The following is a 20239-nucleotide window of genomic DNA, read 5'->3' as shown; positions in this document are numbered from 1 at the left end:
GTTTCACTTTTTTTGTTAATTTTCTTTTTTTTATGGGGATTTTTATGGCTGTGTTTGTCGGAATTTCAGCGCACTATCACGACTCCGCGTGTTGTTTGATCAAGGACGGTCATCTCGTGGCGGCGGCGGAGGAGGAGCGCTTCACCCGCATCAAGCATGATAATGGCATTCCATCCAATGCTTTCCGCTATTGTCTGCGGGAGGCTGGCGTCACGATCGCGGACGTGACAAGCCTTGCGTACTATGAAAATCCCGCCAAGAAGGTTGCGCGTCAGCTATGGGCTGGGCTGCCCGGTATTCTCAACAACCCCAAACAGCGTTTTCGGATAGATCCAGGACGTGCTCAAGACGAAATACGAGATTGCTTGGGGTACGACAGGGAGATCGAATTTGTCGATCATCACCTGTCTCATGCTGCTAGCGCTTTTTATTTTTCTGGGTTTGATGAGGCTGACATTTTTACGGTGGATGGCGTCGGTGAATGGGCGACGACCACCTATGGCCGCGGGGTTGATCGGAAAATAGATCTCTTTGAGGAAGTTTCGTTTCCTCACTCCCTTGGGCTATTTTATAGCACGATCACGGCCTATCTCGGTTTTGAAGTCAATGATGCCGAATACAAGGTGATGGGGCTTGCTCCTTATGGCTCGCCTCGATACCTGGATAAGGTTCTGCAACTTATTGATTGTTGGGACGGCGGACAGTACCGCCTGAACATGGAGTACTTCGATTTTCTCGGCGGGGATCGGATGTATTCGGATCGCTTGTGTGAGCATTTTGGTGAGCCGCCGCGTGTGCCGGAGTCAGAGCTCACGCAATTCCATAAGGACATGGCCGCCAGCGTGCAGCGTGCCCTTGAGGTTATCCTGCTGGATAAGGTGGCGTATCTCCACGCGCGTCATCCCACTGAAAACCTCTGTATGGCTGGCGGTGTCGCTCTGAACTGTGTGGCAAACGGCAAGGTCCTGCGCGAGGGGCCCTTCAAGCGCCTCTTTGTGCAACCTGCGGCAAGCGATGCCGGAGGCGCGCTCGGTGCGGCGGCAGTGGCATGTGTTCGTCACGGCGAGGATCGTTTATCCCGCGAGAGACAAAAGCACGTTTACCTGGGGCCGAAATTCAGCGCCCGGGATGTCGCCCGTGTCGTCAATCCTAGTCCGCTCAAGCAGTGTGCGTTGGACTATTCGGAAGATCCTGAGGGGCTGATCCAAGCGACTGCTGAGCGTTTGGCGGACGGCAAGGTGATCGGGTGGTTCCAAGGGCGGATGGAGTTTGGGCCCCGCGCGTTGGGCGCGCGCTCCATCATCGCCGACCCGCGCAGGCCGGAGATGCGCGACCGGATTAACGCGCTTGTCAAGATGCGCGAAGCGTTCCGGCCCTTTGCGCCCGCCGTTCTCGAGTCAAAGATGGCGGAGCATTTCGAGATCGACCATTCTTCGCCTTTCATGCTCGAGACGTGCCGGGTGGTTTCGAGCCTGGCGTTGCCGGCGATCACGCATGTGGATCAATCGGCGCGCGTTCAAACGGTCAACGAGCACACCAATAAGCGGTTCCACGATCTGCTGATTGCGTTCGATAAGCTGACGGGCTGTCCGATCCTGCTCAATACGTCCTTCAATCTGCGTGGGGATGCCATCGTGCTCGAACCTAACCACGCGATCTGGACCTTTGCGATTTCGAACATCGACGCGCTTGTGATGGAGGACTTCATTATTGATCGCACCGAGCGTCCGGAAGCCTGGTCTGAGATCATCGAGATGATGGGCGCGCGTCTCAAAAAGAAGCGGCGCGCTGCCGATGCTGGTCGCGCCAACGTCTATTCATTTCTTTAAATCAATTTTCAATTCAGGGAGCTGGTGCCGTGGGTGAGCAAATCACGCGCAAGGAGTTGGCAACACGTCTGGCTGAGGCGATCAAGGACCGTGCGACGTTGCCTCTGCTGCAATTGTTGTGCGATTCGCAGGTGGAAGGCGTCGGTGAGGTGGCGGATATATGGACCGGTCCCTTCTCTTCGCTTCGGGACGATATTCTGGGGTTTTCTGGCGGCGAGGGAGAGGCTGGCGCCCGGGCGGTTGGTATCTGGGAAGAGGAGCCAACGACGGGGGAGTTTGTCCGGTCGCGGCGTCATATCGATCTTTGGCGGTTTTGCGCGAACGTCGACCGGATCCGGAAAAAAGGAAACCGCAAACGCGTTGCGTTTTTGGGTGAATCGGTTGCGCGCGGCTTTTTCTTCAGCCCGCAATATGGCCCCGCGCAGGTTCTTGAAAAACAGCTCGCCGCCGTCGGGCCGAGTGTCGAGGTCGTCGATCTCGCCCAGAGTAATTGCGGGCCATGGTGGCTCGTAGAGATGACGCGAGCTGCCGCTGCGTTGCAACCCGACGCTATCGTTGTTTTTGCTGGGAATAACTGGCGTGCCGGTTCGTTATCTAGAGCATCCACGGACGCCTTTGTGCAGGATGGCGGATTGCTGGCTGAAGATGGGGGGCTTTCTGCCCTGATGGCGCGGCAACAGCGTCGCGCCGCAGAAATTGCTGAGCACACAGTCAGAGAGTTGGCGAAGGCTGCGCATGACATGGGCGTACCGCTGATCCTCGTTCTGCCAGAGATCAACGTTGCGGATTGGCTGAGTTGCCCGATCGGAACCCTTGATGTTCCGCTAATGTCTGAGCTGGATACGGTGGCCTGGGTGGACGTGTTCTCTGAGGCCCGAGAGGCGGCCGATGCTGGTGATTTCCGTGAGGCGGAAGATCGCGTGCAAGAGGCCATCAATCTTGATGGCGGGACTTGCTCCGCCAGTCTCGAGCTGCTTGCTCACGTTCAATTAAAGCAGGGGAAGACGCGTGAAGCCTCGGCAGCTCTGCGGCGTAGTCGTGACATTGTCGATGAGACGCGGGTGTTGCCGGGCATTTTCTCTGTCGTCGCGGAAGTGATCCGGAAGGTTGGGCGGGAGGTCGGTGCTCTCGTGGTCGATCTGCCTCATGTCTACCATCAGCACTTTGGGAACAGTGTTCCCGGGCGCGGGCAGTTCCTCGACTATTGTCATCTGAATGCTGAGGGTATTCGCGTTGCGATGGCGGGAACGGCGCAAGCGGTGGTTCAGGCTCTCTTCCATAGCACCGCGGATTTGCAGCGACTTGTTGAGGCCGGACCTTCTCCGTCACCGGAGCAGGAAGGTTGGGCGCATCTCTTGGCGGGCATTCACAATGCGCACTGGGGACAGGGTACCGAAATCTGTAGCTTTCATTTCAAGCGTGCGGCGTCGTGTTATCCGCCGATCGGAGAGATCAGCATTCCGCTCGTCTATGATGCGTTCCGACATGGCGTGCCACCGTTGCTGCTCTCGTGCTTCGGTGAGCTCGTCAAAAATCAAATCGCTTCGACCTACCTCATGGGATACGGCCTGATCGGCCGAGGGCTGATCCGGGAGCATGACCTCTTGAAATCGATTGTCGCTGCGTTCCCCTCGCTCGGTAACATCTCGTCGGACCCGGACTTTGTGCTCGGAGAGATTGACGAGCTTGACCTTCTCGATGCGCATTGGTTGCCGTTAATGGATGGTAACCGTTGGTATCGGCGTGCCTTCAAGGCGGCTTACGAGTTGGAGAGCGCCTTTCCGTTCTTTAGTGCTCGGTCGCAGAAGCTGGAGCTCTCAATTGTCTCTCGTGTCCCAGGCGCGCGTCAGTCGGGCGATATCATTGTCAAACTGAATGGTGCTCAGGTCGGCCGGGTTTCGGTTCAGGATCAGTGGTGTGATCAGCGCATCGTGTTGGACAGTTCACGGGTCAAGCAGGGGCTCAATTCGCTGAGGTTAATCTGGCCGAATGTGCCGCGTGCTGATCTGCGTCCAAGCCTTAAGGTTCGCTTTGAAACGGGGCAGCAACTCGACACGCGCACCCATTTCGGGCATCTCCATGAGTTGAGGATTTCTGCTGCCACCTGATTTTGTTGCCGCACGGACCGGGCGTGACAGTCTGTGCGGCAGCGCAAGATTTACGTTCATTTTTTATTGTCCATTATTCGGACAACTTTTCTCTGCGTCCTAATTGAAGTGATTTTGGATCGTTGGTAGATTTCTTGGTGCTACCTATCAGTATCTAGATATTGGCGCATCTTCGCTCCTTGGAATATGTCCGATAAATGATCGCGATGAATTCAATGTGGTACTCCGTGGCCGGACGTTTCAGTCAGGAACTTGTCGTCGCTGGGCTAGCGGTTGCGTTGGCGTTGGTGTTCGCGGCTGCAATTCCTGGGTTCGCGACGTGGGGGAACGCAATGGCGCTCCTGCGCAGCATCGCGATTATCGGGGTGTTGGCGCTTGGTATGTCTGTCGTCATTATCGGCGGGGGGATCGACCTGTCGCAGATTGCTGTCGCGCTCGTTTCCGCAGGCGTTGCCGCCATCATGATCAACGGCGGATTTCCTGTTTCGATTGCGCTCCTGGTGGGGCTTTTCGCAGCAATCGGCATGGGGCTCGCTAACGGATGGTTCGTTGCCTATCTCGGCATCCCATCATTGTTCGCAACGCTTGCGAGCGCGTTGCTCTTCATGGGCGCGGCCCGGTCGACGCTCATGCCGTCGACCATCATAAATTTGCCGCCCGGCGACGGCGCGTTTCTCGTGCTTGGGACAAATTGGGCCGGTGTTCCTGTTCCTGCGCTCATATTTGCTGTCTCAGCTGTCGTGATGCATCTGTTTCTGGCGCACTTAGTCGTTGGGCGTTTCGTCTACGCGGTGGGGGACAATCCAGCTACCGCACGTCTCTCTGGGTTGCCGGTTCGTCGGCTGCGCATGATGACATTCGTGATGGCTGCTGTGATTGGCTATCTGGGTGGTCTCGTCATGGTCGCATCCACGGCGATGGTCGATCTGGGAACGGCCAAGTCGACATTCATTTTCGACGTCGTCCTAGTTGCTGTTGCCGGGGGTGTGAGCTTGTCGGGTGCACGCGGTGGCGTCGCCAGTGTGCTTGCGGGGACGGCTTTTGTCGGCGTGCTGCTCAACGGCATGTCCATCCTCGACGTCAATTCTCAGGTCCAAACAGTCATCAAAGGAAGCTTGCTGTTGGCCGCCATCGTGCTGGACAGCCAGTTGAGGCCGCATGACGAGGAGGCGGAGCGTCACAGCATCTGAGCCGCGTCGTGTCGCGGTGCGTACAACAAAATTTCAAAGGGAGGTTGGGTGATAATGGTCGATTTTATATCCGGGAAGCGCTGGGCGATTGGGCTGGTTTCCGCGTTGGTGGTGACGTGGGGCTTCATGGACGGAGCGTCTCACGCCCAGACCGATCCACGGTCTCAGCTTCGAATTGATTTTGATAAGGCGGCGAAGGGTAAGACAGTCGCCTGGGTGCCGATCACGATGGGGACACCTATCGATCAGATCTGGACGGCCGTCATGCAGTCGCACTTCGACAAGTACGGCATCAAATTCATCGTCCGCGATCCGAACTTTGACAGCAATGCGCAGCTGCAAGCTGTGACGTCGCTCATCAATGAAAAGCCCGACGTTCTGATCGTCCAGAATATCAACGTTTCATTGCTGGCGAGAGAGTTGAAGCGGGCAATGGAGAACGGCATCTACGTCATCCAGGTCAACATGATGTCGAACCAACCCTCCGATGCCTATGTGGGGGTCGACAATGTTGACTCGGGGCGGCTGATCGCGAAGGACATCGTAGCTCAATGCGGGGGTGGCAAGAGTTCCGGCAAGGTCGCGATCGTGCAAGGCGAAGCGACGTCAGCGGGGAGCCTTGATCAGCTCAAGGGAGCGATGGAGGTTTTTGCTGCGGATAAGTCGATCAAAGTTGTTTCGACGCAGGCGGCCAATTGGGATGCCAACAAGGCGAACGAGATAACGGCGACGGTGCTGAGACAGCACCCCGATCTCTGCGCGACTTACGGACATTGGGGGATCATGCAGCAAGGTGCGGCCCAGGCTGTGAAGGCGGCGGGTCTGCAGGGCAAAGTGAAGGTTTATGCGTCGAGCGATGGTCCACGTTCGGACTGTGAGATGGTCGAGCAGGGCCTCTTTTATAAGGTGCTGTCCTATCGGGCCGATATCCAGGGGATGCAGATTGCCGATGCGGTGCTGACGCTGTTGCAAAGCGGTGAAAAGCCGGGAGCAAAGCGTTTGACGCTTCTCTCCAACAACTTTTGGGTCACGGGCCCGGCTGAGCGTCATTACTGCTACGACCTTTCGTTGACGCAATGACGCAGGCTGAAGATCGCAGTGCCTCTTTCCTCCGAGGTGCTCTCGCTCGGTCGCCATCCCTCAGGGTGGCTGGCCGAGCTTTTTCGGAGAGGGAGAGAGGTTTGCTTTCGCGCTATCCCGTATTCAGGCGCCGCTTTGGCGACAGCCTCGATGCGGCCGTGCCCCTGCTTGTGATGTGTGGTCTGTTTGCGGCTTTCGCGCTGCTTGTGCCGAACTACCTGAGCGGTTCCAACTTGCAGCAATTGATGCGCGATTATGCAGAGCCTTGCCTGGTCGCGTTGGCTCTGGGGATCGTTGTCTTTGCCGGCGGGATCGATTTGTCGGTGGGCGCCATATTTGCCCTGGCTAATTTTACGGCTCTCTACCTTTTCCGGATTGAGATGTGGCCTTTGCCAGTTGCGGTTTTGGGTGTGCTGTCTGTCGGTGCCGTTATAGGCGCGATCAACGGTGTCCTGATTGCTTATCTTAAGACCAGAGCTTTCCTGACGACACTCGCGATGTTGTTGATTTTGCGCGCAGGGCTGGATTTCGTCACCAACGCCTACACGATCGAGCTCGCGAATGCCTGGCGTGACACAGAGGGTTGGTACTGGCTTGGGGCCGGATATTTTTTGGGTGTTCCAAGCAACATGGTGATCCTGCTCGTTGTGGCTCTGGCACTCCATCTGTTCCTTACGCGCCTTCGTCCGGGGTTGCACATTATGGCCACGGGAGCTGATCGCAAGGCTGCGCGTCATGCTGGAATAAATACGCGGCGCGTTACGCTTCTGGCTTATGTGCTTAGTGGATTGATCGCTGCTCTGGCTGGGTTGTTCTATGCGGCCCGGCAAAGTAGCGCGGGTTCAGACACAGGTCTTGGCTGGGAAGTGACCGCCTTAACCGCGGTGGTGCTGGGTGGCGTAAGCTTGTCCGGTGGTGGCGGTTCGGTTGGACGCGTCATGATCGGTTCTGCGATCTTGTTTCTGCTGATGAGTGGTCTGTTGCGTATGAACATGCCCGGCGGGGCTTCTTCAGCGTTGATCGGTGCGACGCTGTTGGGGGCTGTCGGCATCCACATTCAGTGGTCGCGGCGTCGTGCGCGTTCGCGATCTGTCAGGTCGCCTGTATCAGACCAACGGGGCGCTCCATGACCGATGCCGCAACGTGTTTGAGTGTTCGCAAGGGGACCAAAAGTTTTGCTGGCTCAGTTGCCCTGGACAGTGTTGATTTTGAGGTGAAGGGTGGCGAGATCCATGCGCTCATCGGTGAGAATGGCGCGGGCAAATCGACCCTCGCAAAAGTGATGGCAGGCGCCGTTCCTTTAACGTCGGGTTCTCTGCTTATCGATCAACAGGTATGTGCGTTTCACTCACCCGCCGACGGTCTCCGTGCTGGCGTGGCGATGGTCTATCAGGAGACCAGCCTTATTCCATCCCTGACTGTTGCTCAGAATATCCTGCTGGGCCACGAACCCTGGTTGAATTCATTTGGGACGGCTGAGCGCGCTGCACGACAAGCTCTCAAGTCGCTTGACTTCGATGTGGAGCCAACCGCCCTGGTTCAGGATATCGGCCCTGCGGAAAGGCAAATGGTCGAGATTGCGCGGGCTGTGCATCTTAATGCGCGTGTCCTTATTTTCGATGAGCCAACAGCGTCACTCTCACCAGCAGAACGGGATAAGTTTTTCAATTTGCTGGAAGCTCTGCGCCGACGCGGCAAGGCTGTCGTTTTTATCACGCATGCATTGGAAGAGGCTTTGACGATTTCTGATCGCATTACCGTGCTGCGGGATGGAAGGCGGGTCGTTTGTGGACCAGCTCAAAGTTTTGATCGCCAACTGTTGGTTCAGCTGATGGTTGGGCGTGATCTTGATGAACGCTCGACGGAACTGGGACACTGTGGCGTGGGAGGCCTGGAGCTTCTCGCCGTGGACTCTGTCGGCAGCGGTGTTGATGGTCCTCGTATTTCTCTTTCTTTGAAATCTGGCGAGGTGGTTGGGCTCGCCGGGCTGGTCGGTGCTGGACGGTCTGACTTGGCGAAGTTCATCGCGGGCCTTTCCCGTCCTCAGAATGATTGCAACTGGTCTATTCGGCTCCGTGGAGAGGCTGTGACCTTTAACACGCCCCGAGATGCCATTGCGGCAGGGATCGTTTACGTCACCGAAGATCGCAAGTTGGACGGTCTGTTCGAAACGATGACAACAGATGACAATATCTACCTTGCGGCTCAGGCCCGACGCAGGGGGTGGCTGCGGATCTACTCGCGGGCTATCCGGAAGCGTCTGGCTGATTATTGGCGCGCGCGATTAGCGATCCGAACGCTTCATGGCGATGCGGTGGTCTCAGTCTATTCGGGTGGCAATCAGCAGAAGGTCGTGATTGCGAAGGCCCTCGCGCAAGACCCTGAAGTGATTATTTTTGATGAGCCAACACGCGGTGTTGATGTCGGTGCGATTCCGCAAATTCACGATGTCATCCGAGAGGTCGCCGAAGATGGTAAGGCGGTACTCGTGATATCGTCCTATCTGCCGGAGATTCTTCGCCTATCAGACAGGGTGCTCGTCATGCGCGATGGACGAATTACTGCTTCGTTTGATCGTGCGGATGCAAGTGAGGACCTCATCATGCATGCCGCCGTGCATTGATGGAGGGCTTAGCGTTTCGGTGAAGGCAGCTCTGCTAGAAACATTCGGTGTTCGATGTCCGTTGCTGCGGTCATTAAGGCTTTAGCGCATTGCTTGAGTTGGGCGTCGTCGAGCCACCCGGTAATGAATGTTGTGCCGATACCTGCGACGGGGTGGCCCGACGGATCGCAAATGGCGGCGCCCATGCCGCTTGTCGATCGGTCGAGGACAATATTGCCGTAGATCCCGTAGCCCGCGTCCATCGAGTCGGCGAGCGATTTGCGGAAACCCTTTTCATCGAAGCCATCGATGCGGCGGTACCGCGGCATGCTGAGCTTGATGATGTCGCGGACCTCGTCAGGGTTCATTCGGGCAAACATGCCCATACAGGCGGGTGTCATGCCGAATGGGCCGCGCATGCCCGCCCAACCTCGTCCAACCTGTATCTGTGATGGGCCTTCGTAGCGGCCAACGCAGACGAAGTCCAAGCCGGAGCGGACGCTAAGATAGACGACCTGCGAGAGCTTTTCCGCTAAGGCGCTGAGGGTGGTCGCTGCGGTGCGTTCCAGTGGATGGCGGCTAATTGCCGAAAAGCCAAGCGCAGCGAGATCGGCGCCGAGGTTGAAGCGGCGGGTTTCGGGATCACGGGATACCCAGCCTACGGTCATCAGCATTTCCAATACGCGATAAACGGTGGGGCGGGGTAGAGACGTCCGAGCAACGAGATCACTCAGCTCGCATCCCTCTTGCGGGCCCTGTGCGATCGCCTCAAGCAATGTGACGGCTCTGTTCAGGCTGCCGGCGGGTAGATCGGAAGCATGGACGGTTCGTGACGAGCTGTGACCGTTGGACATCGGTCTTTCCTGAATGTTCGCGCTGTGTCCAATTATTGAACACCTGCAGTGGCGTTCAATAATTGGCTCTATTTCGATTGATGATGCTACTAAATATGTGTGTTCATTGATATCTTATGGAAAGCATGTTCGATATTCGGCTAGTTTGCTTCGTGGGTTTCAAACCCGACCTGTTGCTGCTTCTCAGGACGCGTCAACGCATGAGGACAACTATGACATTGCATCCGAATTCCGCTGGAGCCAATGCGGTAAGCTATGTCTTCTACCGGGTTTTTCGCAACGTAATGCGTTGGGTGCGGTGGGCCGTTCTTACGGCTTCGACAGTTTGTCTCTTGTGGACTGTGGCGTCAGCGGAGACAGTGTCCAAGAAGACGGTCCGAGATGTGGCCCGTACTCTCTTTCTGGCTCAGGCGGGAGAGCGGGTAGATTTGTCGGGCAGCGACCTGCGTGGGCTTGATCTCTCAGGGCTAGATTTTAAAGGGGCAGATCTGTCGCGCGCCAATTTATTTGGCGCGGATTTAACTGCAGCCAATCTCGCAGGCGCTGATCTGACGGGGGCTGTGCTTGACCGCACCGTTCTCGTGCGTACCGACTTTACAAAAGCGGCTTTACAAAACGCATCGATCCTGAGGCCGAGTGTGGCGCCCGACCTTCGTTTTGTTGCGCAGGACTTGCCGTTATTTCGCGATGCTGATCTTCGTGGTGTTCGGATTACAGCGCGACTTGGCGGAGCTGATTTCAGTCGTGCAGACCTTACGGGGGCAGACTTTGCGCCGGCTTCAGAACGTGGTTTGGGTGGCACGCCTACCCATGGTCTGGCGCATGTTAACTTCACGGGGGCTAAGCTGGTGAATGCCAATATGGCGGGGCTCACGCTGACATTTGCGAAGTTTCGGAATGCGAATCTGCGTGGTGCGAATCTTTCCGATGCAGACCTTTCGCGCGCTGATCTGAGAGGTGCGGATCTTGCGGGTGCCAACCTCGCGGGGGCAGACTTGACGGATGCTGATTTGGAAGGGGCTACGGGGCTTTCGCGTCAGGACGAAGGTCCGATGGATCGCTAAGTTTGATTTTCTATAACTTGTTTGAGCACGACGGCTTGATTGTGTTTGCGATCCTTAGCGCCGAAAACGAGCGTCACCCTTTGGGCGGCAGCTTGTTTGCGCAGATCGTCAAGCTCGGCTTCGTGCTGTTCAAGTTCAATGCGATAGAGCCGTTGGAATTCCTCCCAACGTTGGGGCGCGTGCCCGAACCATTTGCGGAGTTCCGCGGAGGGAGCAAGGTCTTTGGCCCAAAAGTCGAATGCGGCTTGTTCCTTGGTAACCCCACGCGGCCAGATGCGATCGACCAGAATGCGTATGCCATCACCGGATGAGGGTGGATCGTAGGCGCGCTTTAGGTGGATGCCCATCGCACAACGATCCTCTCACACGCAATCTGAAGTTGCGCCGTGTCTTGTTTCCGCGGTGTGTTTGTCTTGGGTTCGGTTTCTCGGGACCAATGCGCAGTCGAAGAGCGTCGTGGTGTCGAGTTCTCGCAGAAAGGCTTCGCGGGCGGCGTTTAGCTTTTTGCTAAGTCGGCATCTTTCGGAGGGTGGACAGGTCGCTTCTTCCGCTCTGAGGCACTCGAGTGTTGCTTTGCGCGACTCTAGAAGTCGGACGATTTCTCCGAGCGTAATCATTTTAGGATCACGTGCGAGGCGAAATCCGCGTGCTGTGCTGCCATGTTGAGCTTCAAGAACGCCGCATTGGGCCAGATCCCGTATGACTTTAACGAGATGATTGCGTGAGGCCGCGAACTCTTTGGCGATCTCGTCGATAGAAAAAACTCTTTCTGGCTCAGCAGCTAAGCGCGTCAGCGTCTGCAGTCCGTAGTCCGTATACATCGTAAGGCGCATCCGTCGGGCCTCCCGAATAACTCGTTGCGCCGTCGATTATGCCACCATAAAGTGGTATTTCAAATGCATGTTTTATTCTGGTGGCAAAAGTGATTGACGAGCAGTTGCCCGAGGGGCTGGTCGCTTACCGGAAAACGCCGGTTTTCGACCAGGACACTTTGCCGAACGGTTTACGCAAAACACACAGGACCAAGGCTGGTGTTTGGGCGGTGATCCATGTCGTCGAAGGGCGTTTGCGCTACCGGTGTTTAGAGCCGCTTTCCGAGCAGATCCTTTCACCAGGTGTGACGGGCATCGTTCGTCCGGAAGAGGCGCACGAGGTGGAGCCGTTAGGTGCTGTCCGATTTTATGTCGAGTTCTATAGCGCTTCATCTCAAGACGGTTCACCTCATGTCGACGGGATCGAGGTGTAAGCATCCGTCGTGAAGCAAAGGCACGTCGAAATTGGCCAGGAGCGTCGTATGTCCGGGAGAGATGATGATCGCGATGAAGGCGGTAGCTACGCATCTCCACCTTGTCTCATGCATGAAATAGACCCGGCCTACATGGGGCTTGATGTGCAACAGCAGCAGGACGTCTCACGCTGGAGACGCAGCGAGTGTCTTCGGCTCATAGATGCGCGGCTTGCGATGCCGGTTGTCGAGCGTACGGCGCATGCAGACGCCATCGTATCGCGGCTCGACGAAATTATAGGCGGCGTGGAGGGAAAGGTGGTCAGCGCTTACTGGCCGATGCGTGGGGAGCCGAACTTGCGCATTTGGTTGGAAGCTCTGGAGATGCGCGGGGGCACCGGAGCTTTACCTGTCGTGGAACAGAAGGGAGCTCCGCTGATCTTCCGCCTCTGGCGAAAAGGCGAACCGCTCGAGAAGGGCATATGGAACATCCCTGTTCCGTCGCACCGTGCGGCGGCTGTGACGCCGGATGTGATTATCGCTCCTGTCGTTGGGTTTGATAGAGCTTGTTACCGGCTGGGTTATGGCGGTGGCTACTTTGATCGGACGTTGGCATGCGCCACGAACCGTCCGCTAACTGTCGGTGTCGGATACAGTGTCATGGAAATTCCGACCATATATCCGCAGACCTATGACGTTGCGATGGACGTTGTCGTGACAGAGCGAGAGGCGATCCGACGCTAACTGCGTTCGAACGGGAAAACTCGGCAATAGTTTGTGCCATGACACGCCTCGGCGCGTGTGCGAAGCCTCGCCCTCCCAATGTTTAGGCAGGAGTAGCCGAACGTGCATCGTCGTCTTGTTTTTTGCGGGGTTCTGGCTCTTTCAATTTTGGGTGCTGCACGCAGTGCCCATGCAGACTGTAGCGCAGAGGTTGATGCGGCGTTTGCAAAGCTCAGGCAGGCAGCTGCTTTCCGTATGATGACGAAGATTGTGAACGATCAAGGTTCGCTCAGCATGTCGGTTGATTATGTGCCGCCGGATCGTATGCATCAAACAGTCGAGACGGGAACTTCGGCTGGGACCGTTGAACTGATCGTAATTGGATCGGAAGCCTGGTCAAATCAAGGACAAGGTTGGGCGAAGGTGCCGGACAAATTCGCGAAAGAGGTTTCTGGGCAAATGCGCCAGTCCCTTTCGGGAAACAAAAGCGCGAATGCTGCTTATGAATGTCTTGGTGAGAAAACTTTCGAGGGGGGCGAGTACGTGGCGTACCGCACGGAGTTACCTCCCGTCGCGGCAAAAACGGGCGCTGAAGCCGTGCCGGGTAACGTTCAAATGCTTTACGTTGACAAGGAGACGGGACTGCCTGTGCGGAACATCGTGACCAAGCCCGATGCTCCGAATGAGCGGCTTTTCGACGGTACCTTTCAATTGAGAGAGGATCTGAAGATCGATGTGCCTGCGACGCGGTAAGTTTGCTTGTCGTATGCGTGTCGGGCCTTAGAGTTCCAGGTGTTTTTCTCCCGGTTTTAAATCTGGAAGACGTCCTTCAGGCAGGCACGGGGCCGCCGTGACCTTGCACCGGGTCTTGCCTTTATAGGCTTCGCAGAGCGTTCGTTTGCGCTGGGCCCGATCCCAATTTTCATAGCCAGGTCCTTTTGCGCCGGCGCGTGATGACCACCACAGGATTGCGCGCTTCTTCGCTTCGGACTCCGTGGATGCGATTGCCCATCCGCTCTCAATAACAGATGCGCAAATAGAAGCAGCGCGCAGCGGCGTTGCGATTGAAGCTCCTAAAATTAATGTGGCCGCAGCAAGGATTGCGCCTTGAGAGAAATTGCGTTTTGTCACTTTATTTCTCAAATCGATGCGATCAGAAAACATGACTTGCGCTCATTCTCCGATGTGTCCATAAAAATAATTGGGAAGCATAACGGTTTGTGTGAAACTTTTGGAGGAAACGAGAAATGAAGGTTTGGAATAAACCTCAGGTTCGCGAGCAGGAAGTTGGTCTCGAAGTTACGAGCTATCTCCCAGCTGAGATCGACGTTATCTAAGCGTTCCAATTTTGAATAAGTCTGGCGTGACGGCCGCTTGCGGCCGTCACGCTTTTTTATGTGCATGCCAGAACGTTAGAGATGTCGTTTGATCGACGTTGCGGGCAAATGTTGAATGGCTATGCGCATCAGTTCCGGCAGTGTCCGTACGCCAAGCTTGTTTTTGATCTGCGCGGCTGTGTTCGCGATCGTTTTGTAGCTGACGTTCAGTTCTTCCGCGATGATGTTGTAGGGTTTGCCTTCAGCTATCAAAGAGAGTGTCTGCAACTCTCTAATCGTTATTGTATTCAATGGGTTATTTGATCCTCTCGCGCTGATGAAGGCGACTTCCGATGCGAGTTCATGGCTGAGGTAAGTGCCGCCGTCCCGTACGCGCTGAAACGCTTTTATGAATTCGTCGGAGCATGTGTCTTTCAAGAGAAAGCCGTTGGCGCCGACTTCCAGTGCCCGGCTCACAATTACCGGGTCGCTGTGCATACTGAAAACCAGTATGGGTGTTTTCTTATCGTGGATGCGTAGTCTGCGTATGAAGTTCAATCCATCGAGAGCGCCTGTGTTCACAGCGAGATCGACGACGATAACGTCAGGCTTTTGGGCGCGATATTGGCGGAAGCCGTCTGATAGGCTTGCCGCTTGAATGACGAACTCTACGCGGGCGTCCTGCAGCACACGCTTGCAACCCTGAAGCACGATGGGATGGTCGTCGATCACGAGAACTTTTGTCATGCGCGGTTTCCAAAAAATTCTGCAGCTAGTCTTTTTTCGCCGGTCGAGCGCCCCGCAGGAACGGTAATATCTATGGCGGTGCCTGAGGGCCAATTGCCGCTAAGTGAGAATGTGCCGTTTAGGGCGCGCACTCGCTCACGCATCGTGGCTAATCCGAACCCGTTGGGTGCAGGGTCCCGGATCCCTTCTCCGTCGTCGCGAATGTTGAGGCTAATCTGAGAATATGCGGCTTCGCCGTCTGGGCCGGTAATGGTTTCATGAGCCAATTGGACAACGATATTCTTGGGATTAGCGTGACGCAGCGCGTTTGTTATGCCCTCCTGTATACAGCGGTAAATGGTGAGATCTATAGATTCACCGTAGCTCAATTGCAGATCGTTTGTGATCGTGCTGAACCTGATATTGGGGTGACGAAGCTCAAATTCGGTAGAGAGTTTTGTTATGAGCTCTTTGAGCGTTATGCGGCCCAAAGCGATCGGTCGGAGCTTTTTCAGTAGCCGCCTATTTATGGATTTGAGCCGGTCACTGATCGTCCGTATTTCACTGATTCTGCTAGCGATTTCGGAAGATATTTTTTCAGGAAGTGGTTGAGCGTACTGCTCGATCGATGAGGCATTGACCATTATCCCGAACAGGCAGGGGCCGACTTCGTCGTGAAGTTCGCTTGCGATTTGTCGGCGTTCTTCCTCCTGGACGGTGATGAGATCCCGACAAAGGCGGGAATTTTCGGCATTTACGGCGTCCAACGCTGCGGCGAGTTGATTGAAGTGGTCGGCGATCATGCGCAGCTCGCGGACTTTGGGAGGTTCGACGCGCACTGCGCTGTGACCGTGCTCCAAACGTTTCATTGCGCCGGCCAATCCGACCAGGGGATCTAGGATGCGGCCGAGCACGACGTATAGGGCACTCAACATAAGCAGATTTGTGCCGATCCAGAGTAGCAGCATCGTGCGGTAGTCGTTCCATACTTCTGCGATTTCATCGGAAGGCTCGCCTTGGATCAGAACGGTTGCGATGGGCTGATTTTCTACCCTTATCGGAACGTTGAATCTATTTGCCGGTGGACGAACCATTTCAATGAACCATCGCGGTACCGAAGCTGGTTCTCTTTCGTTCGAAGGTTCCTGAGGCGGGCGGTTTTTGCTCGGGCCCCTTTCTCCGTTGGCTCTGACCACTTCTATTCGGACGTGGCGAAGATGTTTGAGTTGAGCCTCAAGAGTTTGAAGCAGATTCCGTGCCTCTGTTTCGTTCAAAAGAGAGCGTGCCGTTTCCCGCACGAAACTCTCCGCTAGATCCATGGAAGCGCGCATCTCGATGCGGGTACGGTTTCCGGCGTCCAGAACTTTTAGAAAGCATGCAAACAGCGACGTGACGACGGTGACGGCCAGGAAGGCGATGAGGATCTGAGTGCGAACCGGTCGACGGTACCAAAGATTTTGCAGGCGTTTGATAAGGCTGGGCAGGAGTTCCGCGCCGCCTTTGGATTCGCTTTCGGAAGCGGTGAGGATCATTGTTGCGCTCCATATCTCGATTTGAGATCAGCGAGTGCTTGATCGCGATTGTGGTTTGCGGTGCGCAGGTTGAAATAGTGTTGGCAAAGAGAGCCAAAGCCTTCGTCATGCGTATTCTCGCCGACAATTCGCGAGAGTTCTTCGATGATCTCGATGGCTGGTTCCGGTGCACCGATTTCCGCTAGCATGCCTTCGAGTTGGACGGCGCGATTGGCGATCATTCTTGGTGATTCACGAAACTGCCCGGCAGCGGTGTTGAGAAGGGATGCAATGCGTTCAACCGCTGGGCTCCCCGGCGTTGCGCTCTGACCGTCAATTCTGCTGGCAAGCCACACTTCCGGTTTGGTTCCTTCATTCGCTTCTAGCCAATGGTCCTGCGTCAGAGGCTTCTCCGGGTCTTCTTGCGCTGCCGGGTGTTGGGCAATGGTCTCGGCGGGATCGTCAGAGCATGCGCCGAGGGCTGCGCTTGTCAGGATGCACGCGACTGCCATAACCCGCTTAACGGCAGGGCGGTGGCGATGACCAAAGTGGGTAGCGTTGTGGCGCACGGCTGAGCCTCATTCGGGTGAATCGCCAAGGCTACGCAGAGCTCCGTGCCCGATAAGGCAGGATTGCCATTCCCTTGTATTTAGCGGTTTTGGGGCTGGCCTCAGCTGTTACATCGTTACGATTTTGTGAGGGGTGAGGAAAGGCAGTCCTTGTTGCCACTTCTTCCCGGCCAGTTCTGGTAGTCGGACTAAAGACGGGCGCTAGGGCCGGCTCTAGCGTAGCGCTGCGTGTTGGATACGACTTCGCGGTGTCGAAAAAGAACGGCTCCAGGAAGTGGAATCTGCCGCATCGGTTTCGGGCGGAGCATGTCCACTCCGGTCCTCGCCTGTACCGCGCATCAAAGGCAGCTCTGCACATCAGTATTCCGGCGATGTCGGAGGCTGGGGAGCGTGATTGCCTTGGTCTAGGGAACGAAACGTGAGGTTTCCATAAATGAAAAAATCCTGGAGAACGTCCCTGTTAGTGTCTGCGTCACTTGCGGCGTTGGCACTCGGGGTGTCGGGCGCAACCGCGAACGACAAGCTCGTCGAGCTCTCAAAGAGCAACGACAACTGGATTATGACGGGCAAGACGTATCACGCGAATAATTATAGCCCGAACACTCAGATCAATACCGACAACGTTAAACAATTGCGCCAAGCTTGGTCGTTTTCGACCGGTCTTCTGCACGGGCATGAAGGCACCCCGCTCGTCGTTGACGGGGTTATGTACGTGCACACGTCTTTTCCGAATAATACCTTTGCGCTTGATCTGAATGACCCCGGCCGCATCATCTGGCAGCACAAGCCGAAGCAAGACCCCGCTGCGCGTTCTGTTGCGTGTTGCGACCTCGTGAACCGCGGTTTGGCCTACTGGCCTGGTGACGGTGATGTGAAGCCGCTGATCTTGAAGACGCAGCTCGATGGTCACGTTGTTGCGCTTGACGCCAAGACCGGAGAAGAGCGCTGGAAGATTGAAAACTCGGACATCAAAGTTGGTTCGACGCTGACGATCGCTCCTTACGTCATCAAGGATTTGGTTCTTGTCGGATCGTCCGGTGCCGAGCTCGGCGTTCGAGGCTACGTGACGGCTTATGACGTTAAGACCGGCGAGCAAAAGTGGCGCAAGTACGCGACGGGTCCGGATGGCGATGTCGGGATTGGTGACAACTTTAACAAGGCCAATCCACACTATGGTCAGAAGGGGCTCGGCACCGGCACCTGGGAAGGTGACGCCTGGAAGATCGGCGGCGGCACGAACTGGGGCTGGTATGCGTACGATCCTGACCTGGAGCTCTTCTACTACGGCTCGGGTAACCCAGCTCCGTGGAACGAGACCATGCGTCCCGGCGACAACAAGTGGACTATGACCATTTGGGGTCGGGATGCCGATACGGGTATGGCCAAGTTCGGCTATCAGAAGACCCCACACGACGAGTGGGATTACGCCGGCGTCAACGTCATGATGCTTTCTGAGCAGAAGGACAAGTCGGGTAAGATGCGCAAGCTTCTGACCCACCCCGACCGGAACGGCATTGTCTATACGCTTGATCGCGAGGACGGCACGCTGATCTCGGCGAACAAGCTTGATGATACGGTCAACTGGGTAAAGACAGTCGACCTGAAGACTGGCTTGCCGGTTCGTGATCCTGAGTTCTCCACGCGAATGGATCACAAGGCGACCGATATCTGTCCGTCGGCCATGGGTTATCACAACCAGGGTCACGACAGCTATGATCCAGAGAAGCAGCTCTTCTTCATGGGCATCAACCACATCTGCATGGACTGGGAGCCCTTCATGCTTCCCTATCGTGCCGGTCAGTTCTTCGTCGGTGCGACCCTGTGGATGTATCCGGGCCCGAAGGGTGATCGCCAGGGTTATGAAGGCCTCGGCCAGATCAAGGCCTATAACGCCATCACCGGTGAGTACAAATGGGAGAAAATGGAACGCTTCTCCGTTTGGGGCGGCACCATGTCGACGGCTGGGAACCTCGTGTTCTACGGTACGCTCGACGGCTTCCTGAAGGCTCGTGATAGCCGCTCCGGTGAGCTGCTTTGGAAAGCCAAGCTGCCTTCGGGGTCGATTGGCCATCCGATGACGTTCGAGCACAACGGCACGCAGTTCGTTTCCATCATGTATGGCGTCGGTGGTTGGCCGGGCGTTGGTCTGGTGTTCGATCTTCAGGATCCGACTGCCGGTCTGGGTGCTGTCGGTGCCTTCAAGAACCTTCAAAACTACACGCAGATGGGTGGCGGTGTCGCGGTCTTCTCGCTCGATGGCAAGGGACCTTATGACGACGTGACCGTCGGCGAGTGGAAGGGTGGCAAGGGCTAACCCTACATCAGTCTCGATCCCGGCTGCCGGATCTCCGGTAGTCGGGACTTCGTGGACGTAGGAAGCCGGTGGTCGCGATCTCCCGAGTGCTCCTCCGGCTTCCCTTGCTCCAATAACTCCGCTGGTCCTACCGCCGTGTGATTTTGGCACCCTTGGGCGGCTTCGCACGCAGACGGAGAAGAACATCAACGACGCGGTCACAAGACAAAGAGGAAGCAGTCCATGTTCCGTACCAAATCCTTTTCGCGCGTCGAGTGCTGGTTGCCCGGTGCGCTCGCATTGGCAGTGGCTGTCGGCGCTGGTTTCCCCGTCAAGGCCGCGAACACGGCGTCACAAGATATCGCGCCGGACCCCTCGATACTTAGAGTTTGCGCGGCAGCTAATGAGCACCCTTATTCCACGCGCGATGAGCGTGGATTTGAAAACAAGATAGCCAAAGCGATTGCTGAGGCGATGGGCCGGACACCGTTGTTCGTCTGGCATAACAAACCGGCTATCTACCTCGTTCGCGACAAGCTCAATATGCACGTGTGTGATGTGGTGATGGGGGTCGACACCGGGGACGAACGGGTCGCGACGTCCGAGCCCTATTATCGCGCGCCCTATGTTTTCGTTGAGCGCGTCGAGTCCGATCTCAACATTACCAGTTGGGAAAGCCCTGACCTTGTCAAGGCGGACAAGATCGGTTTTGTGCCCGGTTCTCCCGCACAGGTCATGCTGACAAAGCTTGATCTCTTCAACGTACATTTCAACTACATGAACTCGCTGACGAACTTCAAAAGCCGTCGCAACCAATACACCCGCATTGATCCAAAACGGCTCATTGGGGAAGTCGCCGACGGCACGTCTGATCTTGCCGTTGCCTTTGCCCCTGAGGTGGCGCGGTACGTCAAAGTGAATCCTAAGCTCAAGATGGTTGTCATCCCAGACAACAACGTTCGCGTTGATGGCGAGAAAGTTCCACATCACTTCAGTCAGTCGATCGCCGTTCGCAAAGAAGATGCGGCATTGCTCGATGCCATAAATCTCGCGATCGAAAAGGCTCGTCCGCAGATCAGAGAGATCCTGACAGAAGAAGGGATCCCGCTCGTTGAAACGTCATCGAGAAGCTAGCGCGCAGGTCTTGGA

General features: G+C 56.1%; 20 protein-coding genes. 13 read left to right on the top strand and 7 right to left on the bottom strand.

The annotated features are described in order from the left end of the window. Positions 1–44: 44 nt before the first annotated feature. The 6 genes from YBN1229_RS15665 (at position 45) to YBN1229_RS15640 (ending at position 8830) form a co-directional block, all read left to right on the top strand. Positions 45–1829 carry a carbamoyltransferase family protein gene (locus YBN1229_RS15665; RefSeq protein ID WP_046478383.1) on the top strand — a complete coding sequence of 595 codons (1785 nt, stop codon included), beginning with the start codon at positions 45–47 and terminating at the stop codon, positions 1827–1829. Between the two features lie 29 nt (positions 1830–1858). Continuing rightward, positions 1859–3937 carry an SGNH/GDSL hydrolase family protein gene (locus YBN1229_RS15660; RefSeq protein WP_046478384.1) on the top strand — a complete coding sequence of 693 codons (2079 nt, stop codon included), beginning with the start codon at positions 1859–1861 and terminating at the stop codon, positions 3935–3937. Positions 3938–4134: 197 nt separating this feature from the next. Then, entirely contained in the window at positions 4135–5127 is a 993-nt protein-coding gene (locus YBN1229_RS15655) for an ABC transporter permease (protein ID WP_052744000.1), read from the top strand. Positions 5128–5181: 54 nt separating this feature from the next. Next, positions 5182–6207 (top strand): sugar ABC transporter substrate-binding protein, encoded by a 1026-nt coding sequence (locus YBN1229_RS15650; RefSeq protein WP_052743999.1) that lies wholly within the window; start codon positions 5182–5184, stop codon positions 6205–6207. Between the two features lie 101 nt (positions 6208–6308). Next, complete coding sequence (locus YBN1229_RS15645) at positions 6309–7337, top strand: ABC transporter permease (RefSeq protein WP_052743998.1); 1029 nt, start codon at positions 6309–6311, stop codon at positions 7335–7337. After that, positions 7334–8830, top strand: coding sequence for a sugar ABC transporter ATP-binding protein (locus YBN1229_RS15640; RefSeq protein ID WP_046478385.1), 1497 nt, complete (start codon positions 7334–7336; stop codon positions 8828–8830). Before YBN1229_RS15645 ends, YBN1229_RS15640 begins: the two co-directional genes overlap by 4 nt. An 8-nt stretch (positions 8831–8838) precedes the next feature. Here YBN1229_RS15640 and YBN1229_RS15635 read toward each other — a convergent pair whose 3' ends face one another. Next, positions 8839–9663, bottom strand: coding sequence for an IclR family transcriptional regulator (locus YBN1229_RS15635; protein WP_046478386.1), 825 nt, complete (start codon positions 9661–9663; stop codon positions 8839–8841). Between the two features lie 212 nt (positions 9664–9875). Here YBN1229_RS15635 and YBN1229_RS15630 point away from each other — a divergent pair, with 212 nt between their 5' ends. Further along, on the top strand, positions 9876–10727 hold the full coding sequence (locus YBN1229_RS15630) for a pentapeptide repeat-containing protein (protein ID WP_160298723.1): 852 nt from the start codon (positions 9876–9878) through the stop codon (positions 10725–10727). Here YBN1229_RS15630 and YBN1229_RS15625 read toward each other — a convergent pair. Together YBN1229_RS15625 and YBN1229_RS15620 are read right to left on the bottom strand one after the other, a co-directional pair. Beyond that, complete coding sequence (locus tag YBN1229_RS15625) at positions 10724–11074, bottom strand: DUF488 domain-containing protein (protein ID WP_046478387.1); 351 nt, start codon at positions 11072–11074, stop codon at positions 10724–10726. The two genes, YBN1229_RS15630 and YBN1229_RS15625, sit on opposite strands and share 4 nt — an antisense overlap. 15 nt (positions 11075–11089) lie before the next feature. Then, positions 11090–11560, bottom strand: coding sequence for an RrF2 family transcriptional regulator (locus YBN1229_RS15620; RefSeq protein WP_046478388.1), 471 nt, complete (start codon positions 11558–11560; stop codon positions 11090–11092). An 89-nt stretch (positions 11561–11649) separates the two neighbouring features. Here YBN1229_RS15620 and YBN1229_RS15615 point away from each other — a divergent pair, with 89 nt between their 5' ends. From YBN1229_RS15615 to YBN1229_RS15605, 3 genes are all read left to right on the top strand, one after another. Beyond that, positions 11650–11973, top strand: a complete 324-nt coding sequence (locus YBN1229_RS15615) for a DUF1971 domain-containing protein (RefSeq protein ID WP_244466776.1) — start codon at positions 11650–11652, stop codon at positions 11971–11973. Positions 11974–12021: 48 nt separating this feature from the next. Further along, positions 12022–12696 carry a 5-formyltetrahydrofolate cyclo-ligase gene (locus YBN1229_RS15610; RefSeq protein WP_046478389.1) on the top strand — a complete coding sequence of 225 codons (675 nt, stop codon included), beginning with the start codon at positions 12022–12024 and terminating at the stop codon, positions 12694–12696. Positions 12697–12798: 102 nt separating this feature from the next. After that, positions 12799–13428, top strand: coding sequence for a hypothetical protein (locus tag YBN1229_RS15605; RefSeq protein ID WP_046478390.1), 630 nt, complete (start codon positions 12799–12801; stop codon positions 13426–13428). 27 nt (positions 13429–13455) lie between these two features. On the opposite strand, the gene YBN1229_RS15600 is transcribed toward YBN1229_RS15605, so the two are convergent. Further along, positions 13456–13839, bottom strand: a complete 384-nt coding sequence (locus YBN1229_RS15600) for a hypothetical protein (protein ID WP_052743996.1) — start codon at positions 13837–13839, stop codon at positions 13456–13458. Between the two features lie 83 nt (positions 13840–13922). On the opposite strand from YBN1229_RS15600, the gene pqqA reads away from it, so the two are divergent. Then, entirely contained in the window at positions 13923–14012 is a 90-nt protein-coding gene (pqqA, locus tag YBN1229_RS15595; RefSeq protein ID WP_046476472.1) for a pyrroloquinoline quinone precursor peptide PqqA, read from the top strand. A gap of 75 nt (positions 14013–14087) precedes the next feature. Here the strand turns inward: pqqA and YBN1229_RS15590 are convergent, their stop codons facing one another. The 3 genes from YBN1229_RS15590 to YBN1229_RS15580 are packed head-to-tail and all read right to left on the bottom strand — an operon-like array spanning position 14088 to position 16797. Further along, positions 14088–14738, bottom strand: a complete 651-nt coding sequence (locus YBN1229_RS15590; RefSeq protein ID WP_046478391.1) for a response regulator transcription factor — start codon at positions 14736–14738, stop codon at positions 14088–14090. After that, entirely contained in the window at positions 14735–16249 is a 1515-nt protein-coding gene (locus YBN1229_RS15585) for a histidine kinase (protein WP_046478392.1), read from the bottom strand. The genes YBN1229_RS15590 and YBN1229_RS15585 overlap by 4 nt, the downstream gene beginning before the upstream one ends. Then, positions 16246–16797, bottom strand: a complete 552-nt coding sequence (locus YBN1229_RS15580; RefSeq protein WP_052743995.1) for a hypothetical protein — start codon at positions 16795–16797, stop codon at positions 16246–16248. The genes YBN1229_RS15585 and YBN1229_RS15580 overlap by 4 nt, the downstream gene beginning before the upstream one ends. A 433-nt stretch (positions 16798–17230) precedes the next feature. Between YBN1229_RS15580 and YBN1229_RS15575 the strand changes: the two genes are divergently transcribed. Continuing rightward, a complete protein-coding gene (locus YBN1229_RS15575; protein ID WP_046478393.1) occupies positions 17231–19111 on the top strand; it encodes a methanol/ethanol family PQQ-dependent dehydrogenase in 1881 nt (626 codons plus the stop codon). A 222-nt stretch (positions 19112–19333) separates the two neighbouring features. Then, entirely contained in the window at positions 19334–20224 is an 891-nt protein-coding gene (gene moxJ, locus YBN1229_RS15570; protein WP_046478394.1) for a methanol oxidation system protein MoxJ, read from the top strand. Positions 20225–20239: the final 15 nt, after the last annotated feature.

Source organism: Candidatus Filomicrobium marinum, assembly GCF_000981545.1.
In the GTDB taxonomy this organism is placed as follows: Bacteria; Pseudomonadota; Alphaproteobacteria; order Rhizobiales; family Hyphomicrobiaceae; genus Filomicrobium; species Filomicrobium insigne.
The sequence above is the reverse complement of the archived record's forward strand: the minus strand, read 5'-3'. Positions and strand labels throughout refer to the sequence as shown.